This is a genomic window from Sagittula marina (assembly GCF_014196795.1).
Classification (GTDB): Bacteria; Pseudomonadota; Alphaproteobacteria; order Rhodobacterales; family Rhodobacteraceae; genus Sagittula; species Sagittula marina.
This window is the reverse complement of the sequence record NZ_JACIEJ010000002.1, coordinates 481,346-494,383: the sequence shown is the minus strand read 5'-3', so window position 1 is coordinate 494,383 and position 13,038 is coordinate 481,346. Positions and strand designations below refer to the sequence as shown.

Here is a 13,038-nt window from a genome sequence, read left to right as displayed (position 1 = left end):
TTCACAGCACCCGGGCCAGAAAGGCGCGGGTGCGGTCGTTTTGTGGATTGGTAAAGATTTCTGCGGGCGGGGCTGTTTCAAGCATCCGCCCGTTGTCAAGAAAGCAGACGGTGTCCGCCAATTCGCGGGCAAATCCCATTTCATGCGTGGCGAGCACCATGGTCATGCCCTCCGCGCGCAGGGTGCGCAGCACGTCCAGGACATCGCCCACCAATTCGGGATCAAGGGCCGACGTGATCTCGTCAAATAGCATGACGTCGGGCTTCATCGCGAGCGCCCGCACAATGGCCACGCGTTGCTGCTGTCCGCCGGACAATTGGTCCGGGTAGTGTCCCATTCGGTCCTCTAATCCAAACCGCGTGAAAAGCCGTTCTACCTCCGGCGACACGTCCTGGCGTCGGCGTCCATGCACCCTGCAAGGGGCGAGCAGCACGTTCTCCAGCGCGGTCATATGCGGGAAGAGGTTGAAGGATTGAAATACGATGCCGATGCGCTGGCGCACCGGGCGCGGGTCCAGGTCCGGTTCCGCGATGTCCACGCCGTCAAGCAGGATCTGCCCGTCGTCCACCGGCTCCAGCAGGTTGAGGCACTTGAGAAACGTGGATTTTCCAGACCCGGATGCGCCGATCAGGCAGACCATTTCTCCAGCCTGGATGGTGAGGTCGATCCCATCCAGAACACGCGTTCCGCCGTAGGATTTCACCAAGCCGCGGGTTTCCAGCAAGCTCATTGCTGCTGCCTCCGCTGCTTGTTCATCAGGTGATCCGCGTAGCGCGTGGCGGGGATAGTAACGGCGAGAAAGATCAACGCCGCACCGACGTAAGGCGTGAAATTGGCCAGCAAGGATTTGTAGACGCCAGCTTGGCGAAAGATCTCCACCGGGCCGATGAATGACAAAAGCGCCACGTCTTTTTGCAATGCGATGAAGAGGTTCATATTGGCAGGGATCACGCGACGGATGGCCTGCGGCAAGACCACATAACGCATGGTGTCGGTCTCGGTCAGGCCCAGCGATAGCGCGGCGGCGCGTTGGCTGTCGTGGATCGAGGAAATGCCTGAGCGGATGACCTCGGCGGTGTAGGCCGCATAAACGAGGATCAGCGACAGTGACCCCCACAGGTACGGCGAATTCCAAGGGCGCGGCAGGCCAAGGCCGGGAATGCCAAAGCCCACGAGATAGATCACGAGGATCACCGGCAAGCCGCGAAAGATGTCGATAAAGGCGGTCGCCGCCAGCCGGACAGGTGTCAATGCCGGGGCGCGCAGGTCGCGCGCAATGGCGAGCGCCAGCGCCAGAATGGCAATCAGCGGCGCACACCATGCGAATATGGCGACGTCGAGCAGAAAGGCTTCCAGCAAACCCGGGAAGGTGCGCGCAAAGATCGCGCCGTTGAAAAAGGCCCGCTGCACCGACTCCCATCCCGGTGACAGGGGCACCAGAACGCATACGGCAAGCAAAACGGCGCCAGTGGACAGCGCAGCGATCAGGTTGGCGCGGCGGCGCTGGCGGCGTTCGAATATCTCTCGGCGTGTGGGCATAAGTGATCCGTTGGTCGCACCGACTGTTGCGCCACAGGGGATGGCTGTCAAACGCTTCACGACTTGTTACATGCTTTAGGTCAGTATTGCGTACCTACGCGGCAATTTATATGCCATTAGCATGTATGTGGGAGAAGATGTGATGGACTGGACGGGCGTTCTGGCGCGGCGCATGGGGCGGATGAAAGCCTCTGAAATTCGTGAGCTGTTGAAGCTGCTTGACCAGCCGGACATCCTGAGCTTTGCCGGGGGCATCCCCGATGCGACGTTGTTCCCGACCGCGGCCTATGAGCGCGCGATGGGCGAGGCACTTCAGAACCCTGCAGCGCTGCAATATTCCGTATCCGAAGGTTACGGCCCTTTGCGGGCGTGGGTGGCGGATCACATGATCAGTCTCGGCGTGCCATGCGGTCCCGAAAACATCATCATCACTTCTGGGTCGCAACAAGCCTTGGATTACCTTGGAAAACTGCTGCTGACGCCTAGGGATACGGCGCTGGTGGGCTGGCCGACGTATCTGGGGGCGCTGGGGGCGTTCAACGCGTGTGAGCCGCGATATGCTCCGCTTGATCCTTGGCGCAACGTCGCGCCGAACGAGATGCAGGCCGAAGCCGAGGCCGCAGGCGGCAAGGTGAAAATGGCGTATCTGTCACCCGATTTCGCCAATCCGACCGGCGAGACCCTGGACGCGTCAGGCCGGGCGCGGTTGCTGGACCAGGCGCGCGCCTTGGACATCGCGGTGATCGAGGACGGGGCCTATCAGGCGCTGCGCTACAACGGAGAGGCGATCCCCAGCTTGCAGGCGATGGATGTGGCCGAAGTGGGCGGGATCGAGGCGTCGCGTGTGATCTACTGCGGCTCTTTTTCCAAGGTCTTGGCACCGGGTCTGCGGGTGGGCTGGGTCTGCGCCGCGAGCCCTGTGATTGAGCGCTTGGTTCTGCTGAAGCAAGCGGCTGATCTGCACTCTCCGACGCTGAACCAAATCGCCACAGACCGCGTGGCGCGGGAGCTGTTCGACACGCATGTGGCCAAGCTGCGCCAAGTTTACAGTGCCCGACGAGACGCCATGTTGGACGCGCTTGACCGGCACATGCCGGAAGGCGTGACATGGACCCGGCCCGAGGGTGGCATGTTCGTCTGGGTCACTCTGCCCGAGAGAATGGATGCTGCTGAGGTGCTGGCGCAGTCGCTGTCCAGCGAACGGGTGGCTTTCGTCCCTGGCGGCGCATTCCACGCCGATGGCTCAGGCCGGAATACGTTGCGTCTGTCATTTTCCTGCGCGTCAGAGGCTCAGATTGCCGAGGGCATGGAACGGTTGGGGCGGCTGCTTCGCGTGCAATGACCGCCCCGAAACATCACTTGATGACAGGTACGCCTGTGGTTTCTTCGAGCCACTGTGTTTCGATCGCGGCCAGCGTGCCGTCGTCGATCAATTCTTGCAGCGCGGCGTCGACGCAGGGTTTCAATGGGCTGTCATTGGCCATGAGCATCCCGAATTGATCGGGGCTTTCGGTGCGGTCAGCTGGGAACTGGCCCAAAAGCGTGCCATCCGGCACCACCACGGCTGAGAGATAAAGCGCGGTCGGCAGGTCAAACAGCGCAGCGTCAATCTGGCCCGCCTGCATGGCAGCCGTGACATCGACGTTGTCATTATAAAGCATCGGTCCAGTTTGCGGTGCGATAAGGTCGGCGAGCATGGCGACAGCAGTGGTGTTTGCGTCGGCACCCCAAGTCAGCGTCTTGAGGCTGTCGAGCGTGGCCTCGGCCCCGGTGTCCACAACGGATTGCGTGGTCAGAACGGCCATGGCGGAGGTGTAATAAGGGATCGAGAAATCAACGACCTCCTCTCGTTCCGGCGTGATGGAGAACTGCTGAATATTGATGTCGAAATCCTTCGCACCGGGCTGAATTGCCTGATCGAAGCTGGACCGCGTCCATTCCACTGCATCTGGTTCAAAGCCCATATTGGCGGCAACGGCATAGGCGACGGCAGCCTCGAACCCTTCGCCGGAGGCGGGCGCGTCGTCCAGTACCCAAGGGTAGAAGGCCGGGTTCCCGGTGGCGATTGTCAGGGTGCCCTCAGATAGCGTCTGTCCCGCGGCGCAGTCGTTCTGGGCAAAGGCAGGCGCGGACAGGGCAAGGCTGGCTGCGGTGACATAGAGCAATTTCATGGCGGGACTCCCATATGGTTCGCAGGAAGCTTCCGCGGGTTGTGTCACCTTGTCAATTTCCGCAGCTAGAAAGGGCGCGGAGCCTTTGCCGCGCCATTCTCCTGCGTCCGCGCCGAACTTATTGCAAAGCAGCGATGTGAAATTGGCGTCAGAACACAAGACGTCGAGAGGACCGGGGCACCCGACGCAGCGTGTCTGGACCGGGATGAGAGGGGCGGGGCGGTAGGTCGATGGATTGCGGCTGACCCGTTTCGGCGGCGCGCTCGATTGCGCGCAGGATGACGACATCTGCCAGGCCGTCTCGCCCGTCATTTTCAGGCGTTGTGCCGTTTTGAATACAATCGGCGAAGTACGTAATCATCGAGCCGAAGTCGTCATTGGACGGCTGGGTTTCCCGGTCAACTACGGTTTCGCCACGATGGAGGGTGCGCGTCACGTCATATTCAAACTTGAAGGCGGGATCCAGGGACAGCGCTCCTTCGCTGCCGATGACATGAAGCGTGTCCCGAGGTTCGGCCCCGAAGCTGACGGTAAACTGGGCCAGTCGTCCGCCGGGGAAACGCATCGTCGCAGACATGCTTTGATGCACTTCCTCAAAGCGCGGATCATTGTCTCCGAAGCTTTGCATCGCGATGACTTCGGTGGGTTCGGACGCAAAAATATGGCGAATTGCGTTGACACAATAGACGCCGAGATCTTGCAGGGGACCGCCCCAATGGCTTGCCGAAAGGCGGTGATTGTCGGCGGCCATTTGGGCGGTGAACGCCGACATGATCAGGTTCGGCCGTCCAATTTCGCCGTCGCGGATGCGGGTGAGCATGTCGATGGTGCCGGGCTCATTATGGCGGCGATAAGCCGTCATCAGATGGACGCCAGCCGTCTCGCAGGCCTCGATCATCGCCTGGCATTCGGCCTCCGTCGTGGCGAGAGGTTTTTCGACCAGAACATGGCAGCCTGCCTGAGCGGCGCGGATGGCCTGATCAGCGTGGAGTGAATTTGGCGTCGCAATGTAGACGGCGTCCACCTTGCCGGAGGCAAGATATGAATCCATAGCTTCGTAGCTGACAACATCCGGAATATCATGAAAATCGGCGAGCTTGCGCGACTGTTCGGCGCTGCCCGAAATCAACGCGATCACTTCGGCATTGTCGGTCTGATGTACGGCGGGGAGAAAAGCTTCTTGGCTAATCCATCCCGCGCCGATAACGGCAATTCTCGTTTTTGTCATGGAAACTCCGGGTGGTTGTTGCGGACACACCCTCTTCGAGGCGTCTCGGGGTTGTGGTGGGCGCCGGATGTGTTCGCCTCGGCGGACCACTTTTACCTTGCCGCGGTGACATCTGGTATACCAAATGTCGCACGGCCCCGAGTGTCCTTCAAGGCGTTTCCGTGAAAGGCTTATGCGAGAGGATCAGTTGTTGCGTTTTGCGAGTGGCATCACGTCCCGCAACATCCGAGTGGATTTATGCAATGCATCCATCGGGCGTAGCACAAGATCCTGATGCGTGGCTGAAATGCAGCCGTCAAATTGGATCATGGCGAGGCGGTAGCAAAAACGCGACCACCAGTCGGCATCATGGCCATAACCAGGCGTTGTAAAGCACCAAGGCCGGTGGGCCATGTCCAGAAGGTTACCAGTATCGATAAGCGACGTGGTGGCTTGCACAGCCGGATTGAGCATAATGTCCGTTGCGTGCACATTGTAGAGCGCGTGTTCTAGAATTTCGACGGCTTGGATGGGGTCCGCGCCTATTAGGAATTGTGACGCGGGCGAGAGGCTGGCGCCGATGCGCGGACCTACGGTTTCGCGCAGTTCCAAAAGTGTGGGGACGTTGTGCACGCATTGGTTCACGCCGAGTGTCAGCGCGATGCGGTTGACTCCGTTTTCGCGCGCGAGCGCGACAATGCCCGTCCAGAACGGGAAGAGGACTTCCTCCCATTGGTAGCGGAGCGCGCTCTGGTTCTCTTTCGTCCACGAATTGGTAACCCAATTCGGCATGGTGTCGTTTGGATTGGCTGCGGGTAACCCGGAGGCCGTGACAACCGTGTCCACTTCGAACAGGCCAGCCAGTCTGATGCTGTCGACCAAAGTGTCCGCCTGCGTGCGATCATTTGGGTGAAGGGGATTCCCGAAGGCATTGAAGGCATGCAGCTTCAGCCCCTTGTCCCGGACACTCCCAAGCAAACGTTTGCGTGCATCTGCATCCTCCAGAAGCCTTGGCACGTCCACATGCGGCCTGTTGGAGGTGCCACCGGTGTTGAGTTCTATCGCCGACAAACCCAAGCGGCTTGCCGCATCCAGCATGTCTTCAAAGGTAAGATGCGCCAGACTGTCAGTGACCAGTGCGAGTTTCATGCTGCATTTCCCTTCTTGACATCAAAGCCTTACGACAGCGGTGGTAAACAGACCGTTGTATGCATCGACGGAAATGGACGGGAATATTGCTTGAATTCGAGCATATGAGTTTGCGTAGGTCGCGCCGAAAATGATTTGAAGTCGCCAAGCCTTTGGGTGGCCGATTTTGGGGCGCGGCTCAGGCGACACGAACCGTTTGGCTGTCCTCGTCATCGACGTTGATTGGCGTGGCTGAGTGGTTGCCGTTTTGCGCCGGGATGGTCAGGGTTTCGAGGATTTTTCGCAATTGCATCGCTTCGATCCGCATATCCTTGGTAGCGCTTGTGGTATCGTCAACCATTGCGGCGTTTTGCTGGGTGACGATATCCATCTGCGAAATCGCGGAGTTGACTTCCGACAACGCTGTCGACTGCTCCGCAGAGGCGGAGGCGATTTCATTTGATAGTGCGGTCACTTGCTCGAAATTCTTGACAATTGTTTCCAGGGTTTCCGCTGACTTCTGGATCAGCTCCACGCCAGAAGCCACCTCGCCGGATGAGGCCGTGACCAAGTCCTTGATCTGCTTTGCCGCGTCGGAGGCGTTACCGGCCAGAACGCGAACCTCTTCGGCGACCACTGCAAATCCGCGCCCCGCCGTACCGGCACGTGCAGCTTCTACGCCAGCGTTCAATGCAAGCAGATTGGTCTGGAATGCGATGTCGTCGATCATACCGATAATCTGGGTAATGCGGTCCGATGAGGTCTGGATGCGCCCCATGGCCTCCGAGGCCTCGGAAACGCTGTCGGCACCATCTTCGGCCTTGCGAGCGGCGTCGCCGGCGACGGACTTGGCCTTGTTCGTATTGTCCGAGGATTGGCGCACGTTTTCCGTCAGTTCGTGGATGGCGGCGGCGGTTTCTTCCAGCGAGGCGGCTTGGCTGGCGGTGCGGTTGGACAGGTCAGATGCTGAGTCGCCCACGCCATCGATCATCATCAAAAGCTTGTCCATGGTTCTGGAAACAGTGCCGAGCGTTTGCCCCAACTTGTCGATGGCCGAGTTGAGTTTCTGCCGTATAGGGTTGTAGCTGGCCGGGAAGTCGCTTTCGTGCGGATCTGGCACAAATTCCGACAGGTTGCCGTCAGCCATGTGGTCGATGACTGTGCTCAAATGCTCAAATGCGATATTTTGCTCTTCAGCCTGTACGCGGAACGTGGTTTCGACCACGCGTTCGATATCGAGCGCGAAAGCCCGGGTCAGCACACAGATCTGATCGCGAATGAGACTCAGTTTCTTGCGGCGGAATCCCTGACGTGACTTTGTAAGGAAGATGGTGATCAGGTCGGACGTTGCCATTGTATAGGCCGACATGTAGACTTCTATCGGCAGTTTGATCTGCGCGTGAACGCGGCCAATGCGTTCAATGGAATCGAAATATTCTTGACTATAGTCAGCCCTCAAAATGCGTTCCCAGTGCTTTTTCTGGGCGCTTCGGGCTGTGTCCATCTGCTCTTGATCGGAAAAGAAGGCGGCGGCCTCGGGATTTGCCTTGGCTCGGACGTAAAAATTCTCCAGCACTTTATCGAGCTCAGGCAAAAGCACCTCGCCCACTTCTTTCAGTCGCTCGCGGTTCTCACCGTCGAGATGATAGTGCTTCAGCTTTTCTTCGAAAGAGTGGGGCATAGGTACGTTCCATTTCTGCCAGTCTCAGCATGTCATGGCGACCATCTCATTCTCAGGTTAATTTACTCTGGACCGTCCTCAGATTTCCCTAGCGGAAAGCCACGCATTTTAGGTTCAAATGCGTGGCTTTCGCGGGATCATACGGAGACTTTGGCCAGCAGATCCTCGCGTAGTGTTTCGGCGCGGGGTGCATTGTGGATCACGCGACCACGCTCCAGCGCGACGAAGTGATCGCCGAGTTCATAGGCGAAATCAAAGAATTGCTCGACCAGAATGATCGCCATGTCGCCTTTGGAACGGAGGTATTTGATGACCTCGCCAATCTGTTTGATGATGTTGGGCTGGATGCCTTCGGTGGGTTCGTCCAAAAGGAGAAGCTTGGGCTGCGCGATCATCGCACGGGCGATCGCAAGCTGTTGCTGTTGGCCACCGGAAAGGTCGCCACCGCGCCTGTTCAGGAAATCCTTGAGGATCGGGAAAAGCTCGAACACCTCATCAGGGATGGTCCAGTCGCTTTTCGGAATGCACGCGTAGCCGGTTTGCAGATTTTCGCGGACCGTCATCAAAGGGAAGATGTCGCGCCCCTGCGGGACGTAGCCAATCCCGGCCTGTGCCCGCGCATGGGGAGAGGTCCTTGCTGAAATGTCCTGGCCATTGAGGACCATAGATCCACCGGAGCGGGGGTGCGTGCCGGAAATCGCCTTGAGCAGGGAGGTTTTTCCCACCCCATTGGTGCCCATCAGGCAGGTGACGGCACCGGGTTTGGCCTCCATCGAGATATCGTACAGGATCTGGCTGTGGCCGTAGTGGAGCGTGAGGTCTTTGAGCGTCAGCATGAGGGATCCTGTTCGGCGGTGCGCTGCGGGGCAGGCGGAAGTATGGGGAAATGGAAAAGCAGAGGCGCAGGCGTCCACCTGCGTGTCAGCGCCCGAGATAGACGTCGATGACATTCGGGTTGGAGGTCACATGATCAATGGAGCCTTCGGCCAAGACGGAGCCTTCGCACAGGCAGGTGACGCGGCACTTCAGGCGGCGAATGAATTCCATGTCATGTTCGACCACGACGACGGCACGGGTTTTCGCAGCGTTGACCAACATTTCCGTCGTTTTTTCGCGTTCCGCCGGAGTCATTCCGGCGGCGGGTTCGTCCACCAGCAGCAGGCGCGGTTCCTGCGCCAGCAACATACCGATTTCCAGCCATTGCTTTTGACCGTGTGACAGCTCGCCCGCCACGCGGGTCAGCACATCGGCGAGGCCGGTTTGTTCGGCAATGGCTTCGATGCGTTCGGCCCCCTGTCTGGTCTTTTTATAAAGCAATACGTCGAAGGGACCGCGCGGGTTCTTGAGCGCCATGGCGAGGTTTTCGCGCACGGTCTGCGCTTCGAACACGGTGGGTTTCTGAAACTTGCGGCCTATGCCTTCGCGGGCAATTTGGGATTCCGACATGCCGAGGAGCGAGATGTTCTTGTCCCCCCAGGAAATGCGCCCTTCGTCCGGTTTGGTCTTGCCGGTGATGATGTCCATAAAGGTCGTCTTGCCCGCGCCGTTGGGGCCGATGATGGCGCGCAGCTCCGGCTCACCGATCTGGAAGGACAGGTTGTTGATCGCCTTGAATCCGTCGAAGGACACGGAGACGCCGGACATTTCCAGAAGAGTGCTCATGCCTTGGCTCCTTTGAGCTTGTCCACCAGTCCGCCGAGGCCTTGTGGGAAGAAGAGGGTGACAGCGACAAAGGAGAACCCGAGCAATACCAGCCACCAGTCGGTCCATTGGATGGTATACACGCCAAGGTTCACATCAGGTGCGCCGCCGCCGGTGAACCAACTGGAGGCGAGCGTGACGACCACGGTGCCCATGACCGCACCGTACAGGCGGCCGCGTCCGCCGATGGCGACCCAGACAGCCAGATAGATCGATGCTATGGGCGCGATTTCGGCCGGGTTGATAATGCCCGCCTGCGGGTAATAGAGCGCACCGGCGATGCCTGCGACCACGGCGGTGAGGGTGAAGACGAAGAGCTTGTAGGTTTCCACGTGGTAGCCGAGAAAGCGCACGCGGGTTTCGTCATCGCGGATGGCACGGATCACGCTGCCCATTTTGCCCGACACCACCCAGGCAAACAGAACGTATCCCAGACCCAGTGCCAGAGCAGACCCCCAGAGGAACCAGATCGATATGACGCTTTGTGGCACGCCCTCTGCGCCGGGGATGTTTTGCAGACCGGAGAGGCCGTTGTTGCCGCGCAGTCCCGAGTCGTTCTGGAACAGGTAGAGCGACAGGGCCAGTGTCATGGCCTGTGTCAGGATCGACAGGTAGACGCCTGTAACGCGGGAGCGGAAGGCCAGCCAGCCGAAGACCAGCGCCAGCAGGCCGGGCACCAGCAAGATCATCAGCAATTGCAGCGGCAGCGAATGGGCGAAGGTCCACAGCGTGGGAAATTCCGATGCGCCCACCACGCCGAAGATCTGGCTGGCGATGGCGTCCTGCAGCTCTTGGCTGGTGGGAGGGATGATCTGGTTGGACAAGCTCTCGGCCACGATGCCTTCGGTCCGCGCGTACATCAGCCACATGCCGATGGCATAGCCGCCGATCCCGAAGAAGGCGAAATGCCCGAGGCTGAGAATGCCGCAATAGCCCCAGACCACGTCCATGGCGATGGCGATGAGACACAGGCACAGCGTCTTGCCCAATGTCTTGACGAAGGAGGTGGAGAGGAAGCCCACACCGAACGCCTCTGACAGGACCGTTACCACAAGGGTGAACAGTCCGAGCAAGACGAGGAACCACAGAACCGATGGGTTCTGGGCGAGGAAGGAACGGTTCATGTCGTGGCCTCCAAGGTTTTTGTCATGAAGGTCGAATGCGGGTCGCTGACGTAGGTGCCAAAGGGGCCGCATTCGCTGAAGCCTTGCGCCGAATACAGCGCGCGGGCCGCGGCGAAATCCGGGTGAACGCCGGTCTCGAGCCAGAAGGTGGTCATGCCGCGTCTGGCCCCTGCGTCGAGGATGGTGTTGAGAATGGCGCGGGCGGTGCCTTTGCCACGGGCGACAGCAAGGGTGTGCATGGATTTGATCTCTCCGGCAGTGGGGGAGAGCTGTTTGAGCGCACCCATGCCGACCAGTTCATCGCCGTCAAACGCGCCCCAGACGGTGATGTCCGGCGCGAACAGCGCAGATATCGGCAGGCGGTGACAGCTTTCTGCCGGGGCGGTGCCATCACAGAAGGTGACATGGGTGTCGACCAGCGCCTTGAACGCGGGGGTGGGGGAGGGGATTACGTCAATATGCATGGATCAGTCCCCCGCCGCGCGGCCCTTGAGGGCGACGATGCCCTTGGGCCTGAACTGGATGAACAGGATGATAAACAGGATCATGTAGGTCTGCGCCGCCAGCGTGTTGGAGGGGTTGAACCACTCGATGCCCTTTTGCAGCGTGCCGATCATGGTTGCGCCCGCGAGCGTGCCCCAGACGTTGCCGACGCCGCCGACAACGACCGTCATGAAGGATTGCACGATGTAATCTGCACCCATCTCGGAGGTGACTTTGGCATAGAGGCCGATGGCCACGCCTGCGATGCCCGCGATGCCGGATCCCAGACCAAAGGTCATCATCTTGATCTTGTCAGGGTTGATGCCCATCGACGCCGCCATGCGCGGGTTCTGCGTTACGGCGCGGACTTCCAGCCCCAGCCGCGTCTTTTTCAGGATGAACAGCAGCAGCCCGAGGAAGATCAGCGCAAGGACAAAGATCGCCACACGGATATAGCTGATGGAGATCACATCGTTGATCGCCCAGTTGCCGTCGAGCCACGAGGGGGACGTCAGCGGACGCGCCTGCGTGCCGAAGATGTTCTTGGCCAGCTGTTGCAACGCGATGGAAATGCCAAAGGTCGCCAGCAAGGTTTCCAGCGGCCGGGTGTACAGGTGGCGGATCACCAGCCGCTCCATCGCCACGCCCGCGGCGAATGTCACAATAAATGCCAGCGGCAGCGCCACCACCAACGACAGGGTATAGTTGGGGATGATCTGCTGCACCACGTAACCGGTGTAGGCGCCCATCATGATGAATTCGCCATGCGCCATGTTGATGACCCCCATGACGCCAAAGGTGATGGCCAGGCCGATGGCCGCGAGGAAGTAGATCGAGGCCAGAGAAATGGCATCCAGCGCGAGGTCGGCGGTCTGCGAGACGCCCACGCGGGTGTTCACGGCGTTCTGGGTGTCGCGCGCGGCCTCGGTGACGGCGGTGTCGTCCTCGTCATAGACGTCATAGATCGTCCATGCGGCGAGGGTTTCGCCAATCGTGTCTTCGGTGGCGCGCGGCGCAACGGCGCCGGTGGCAGCGAGCCGGTCATAGGCGGCAGCGCGGGCGTCTTGCGTGGTCAGCGTGCCGACGGAAACACCAGCGACCTTGGCCCCCTCGACGTTGGCCTCCAGCGCGGTGCGGATCTCAGAGGCGCTCAACACGGGGGGCAGGTCGGCTTTATCCTCGATCATCGCATAAGCGTCTGCGCGTGAGATATCGGTCCCTGGCTCCAGAACGCGAGCGATATTTTCATCCTCAGGCAGGTTCGGCGCGGCCTCGGTCGACGTGGCGAGGATCTGGCTCAACACGGCACGCCCGTCGACGGACAGATCGTCCTTGAGCGCCTTGATGGCGTCGATGCGGGCCTCGGTCGTTTCGCCGTAACGCGCGGCGAGGTAGTTCAGCAGCCGTTGCTTGCGCAGTTTCAGCGCGGCGTTGGTTTCGTTTTCGATGGCTTTTGACAGCGGTTCGACCTGTGAAGGATCAAGGTTGCGCGAAATCGCGTCCACCGCCTCTGTCCGGCGGGTGATGTCAGGATCGGACAGCTGGAATTCGACCAGCGCCTCGTTGATGACACGGCGCACACCGCCGTTGGGTCGGATCGGGTCCAGCGTATCCGCATCAACGCCGCTCACCGGCTCACCCGTGCTCACATCTGTGGCAGTGCCTCCGGCGACCACATAAAACAGACCGTCTTCCGCCACATACACGTTCTTGTCGCGCCATTTCTCCAGGAACAGAGGCACGGACGGCAGACCAGAGGAGGCCAGCGCCTCAATCGCGGGGCCAACCTTGGTCCGGGAGGGTTTGATGATCTGCGCCTGATGCTCCTGCAGGAGGTCCTGAAGGTTGGCCTCCTGTGCGTGGCCCGGCTGTGCGGTCAGGCCGGTCAGGAGAAGAAGCGCAAGGAAAGCTCTGAGCATGAGGCCGCCTGTAAATGAGGGTCTTTGTGGGCAGGGCGAGGAATTGACCCCGCCCTGCTTGATCTTTGCGGCGTATGTCTACGGC

At 60.0% G+C, this 13,038-nt stretch carries 12 protein-coding genes; 1 reads left to right on the top strand and 11 read right to left on the bottom strand.

What is annotated here, in order from left to right; genetic code table 11:
• Position 1: 1 nt before the first annotated feature.
• Complete coding sequence (locus tag GGQ68_RS05800) at positions 2-730, bottom strand: amino acid ABC transporter ATP-binding protein (RefSeq protein ID WP_221235522.1); 729 nt, start codon at positions 728-730, stop codon at positions 2-4.
• Positions 727-1,539, bottom strand: a complete 813-nt coding sequence (locus tag GGQ68_RS05795; protein WP_183963863.1) for an amino acid ABC transporter permease — start codon at positions 1,537-1,539, stop codon at positions 727-729. Before GGQ68_RS05795 ends, GGQ68_RS05800 begins: the two co-directional genes overlap by 4 nt.
• Positions 1,540-1,681: 142 nt before the next feature.
• On the opposite strand from GGQ68_RS05795, the gene GGQ68_RS05790 reads away from it, so the two are divergent.
• Positions 1,682-2,881: an aminotransferase-like domain-containing protein gene (locus GGQ68_RS05790; protein WP_183963861.1), complete on the top strand. Its 1,200-nt coding sequence runs from the start codon at positions 1,682-1,684 to the stop codon at positions 2,879-2,881.
• A 13-nt stretch (positions 2,882-2,894) separates the two neighbouring features.
• On the opposite strand, the gene GGQ68_RS05785 is transcribed toward GGQ68_RS05790, so the two are convergent.
• The 9 genes from GGQ68_RS05785 to urtB all read right to left on the bottom strand — a co-directional run bounded on the left by GGQ68_RS05785 (position 2,895) and on the right by urtB (position 12,953).
• Positions 2,895-3,710 carry an ABC transporter substrate-binding protein gene (locus GGQ68_RS05785; protein ID WP_183963859.1) on the bottom strand — a complete coding sequence of 272 codons (816 nt, stop codon included), beginning with the start codon at positions 3,708-3,710 and terminating at the stop codon, positions 2,895-2,897.
• Between the two features lie 148 nt (positions 3,711-3,858).
• A complete protein-coding gene (locus tag GGQ68_RS05780; RefSeq protein WP_343055862.1) occupies positions 3,859-5,028 on the bottom strand; it encodes a Gfo/Idh/MocA family protein in 1,170 nt (389 codons plus the stop codon).
• Positions 5,029-5,121: 93 nt separating this feature from the next.
• Positions 5,122-6,066 (bottom strand): sugar phosphate isomerase/epimerase family protein, encoded by a 945-nt coding sequence (locus tag GGQ68_RS05775; RefSeq protein WP_183963857.1) that lies wholly within the window; start codon positions 6,064-6,066, stop codon positions 5,122-5,124.
• Positions 6,067-6,244: 178 nt separating this feature from the next.
• Entirely contained in the window at positions 6,245-7,726 is a 1,482-nt protein-coding gene (locus GGQ68_RS05770; protein ID WP_183963855.1) for a globin-coupled sensor protein, read from the bottom strand.
• Positions 7,727-7,863: 137 nt separating this feature from the next.
• Complete coding sequence (urtE, locus tag GGQ68_RS05765; protein ID WP_183963853.1) at positions 7,864-8,562, bottom strand: urea ABC transporter ATP-binding subunit UrtE; 699 nt, start codon at positions 8,560-8,562, stop codon at positions 7,864-7,866.
• A gap of 85 nt (positions 8,563-8,647) precedes the next feature.
• Positions 8,648-9,388 (bottom strand): urea ABC transporter ATP-binding protein UrtD, encoded by a 741-nt coding sequence (gene urtD, locus GGQ68_RS05760; RefSeq protein WP_183963851.1) that lies wholly within the window; start codon positions 9,386-9,388, stop codon positions 8,648-8,650.
• On the bottom strand, positions 9,385-10,551 hold the full coding sequence (gene urtC / locus GGQ68_RS05755) for an urea ABC transporter permease subunit UrtC (RefSeq protein ID WP_183963849.1): 1,167 nt from the start codon (positions 10,549-10,551) through the stop codon (positions 9,385-9,387). Before urtC ends, urtD begins: the two co-directional genes overlap by 4 nt.
• On the bottom strand, positions 10,548-11,015 hold the full coding sequence (locus GGQ68_RS05750) for a GNAT family N-acetyltransferase (protein WP_183963847.1): 468 nt from the start codon (positions 11,013-11,015) through the stop codon (positions 10,548-10,550). The genes urtC and GGQ68_RS05750 overlap by 4 nt, the downstream gene beginning before the upstream one ends.
• Before the next feature lie 3 nt (positions 11,016-11,018).
• Positions 11,019-12,953: an urea ABC transporter permease subunit UrtB gene (urtB, locus tag GGQ68_RS05745; protein WP_183963845.1), complete on the bottom strand. Its 1,935-nt coding sequence runs from the start codon at positions 12,951-12,953 to the stop codon at positions 11,019-11,021.
• Between the last annotated feature and the right edge of the window lie 85 nt (positions 12,954-13,038).

Excerpts from the sequence above, each read along its gene's own strand:
- urtB (WP_183963845.1), bottom strand. The coding sequence starts at position 12,953 with ATGCTCAGAGCTTTCCTTGCGCTTCTTCTCCTGACCGGCCTGACCGCA.
- GGQ68_RS05790 (WP_183963861.1), top strand. The coding sequence starts at position 1,682 with ATGGACTGGACGGGCGTTCTGGCGCGGCGCATGGGGCGGATGAAAGCC.
- GGQ68_RS05750 (WP_183963847.1), bottom strand. The coding sequence starts at position 11,015 with ATGCATATTGACGTAATCCCCTCCCCCACCCCCGCGTTCAAGGCGCTG.
- urtE (WP_183963853.1), bottom strand. The coding sequence starts at position 8,562 with ATGCTGACGCTCAAAGACCTCACGCTCCACTACGGCCACAGCCAGATC.
- urtD (WP_183963851.1), bottom strand. The coding sequence starts at position 9,388 with ATGAGCACTCTTCTGGAAATGTCCGGCGTCTCCGTGTCCTTCGACGGA.
- GGQ68_RS05775 (WP_183963857.1), bottom strand. The coding sequence starts at position 6,066 with ATGAAACTCGCACTGGTCACTGACAGTCTGGCGCATCTTACCTTTGAA.
- GGQ68_RS05785 (WP_183963859.1), bottom strand. The coding sequence starts at position 3,710 with ATGAAATTGCTCTATGTCACCGCAGCCAGCCTTGCCCTGTCCGCGCCT.
- GGQ68_RS05770 (WP_183963855.1), bottom strand. The coding sequence starts at position 7,726 with ATGCCCCACTCTTTCGAAGAAAAGCTGAAGCACTATCATCTCGACGGT.
- GGQ68_RS05800 (WP_221235522.1), bottom strand. The coding sequence starts at position 730 with ATGAGCTTGCTGGAAACCCGCGGCTTGGTGAAATCCTACGGCGGAACG.
- urtC (WP_183963849.1), bottom strand. The coding sequence starts at position 10,551 with ATGAACCGTTCCTTCCTCGCCCAGAACCCATCGGTTCTGTGGTTCCTC.
- GGQ68_RS05795 (WP_183963863.1), bottom strand. The coding sequence starts at position 1,539 with ATGCCCACACGCCGAGAGATATTCGAACGCCGCCAGCGCCGCCGCGCC.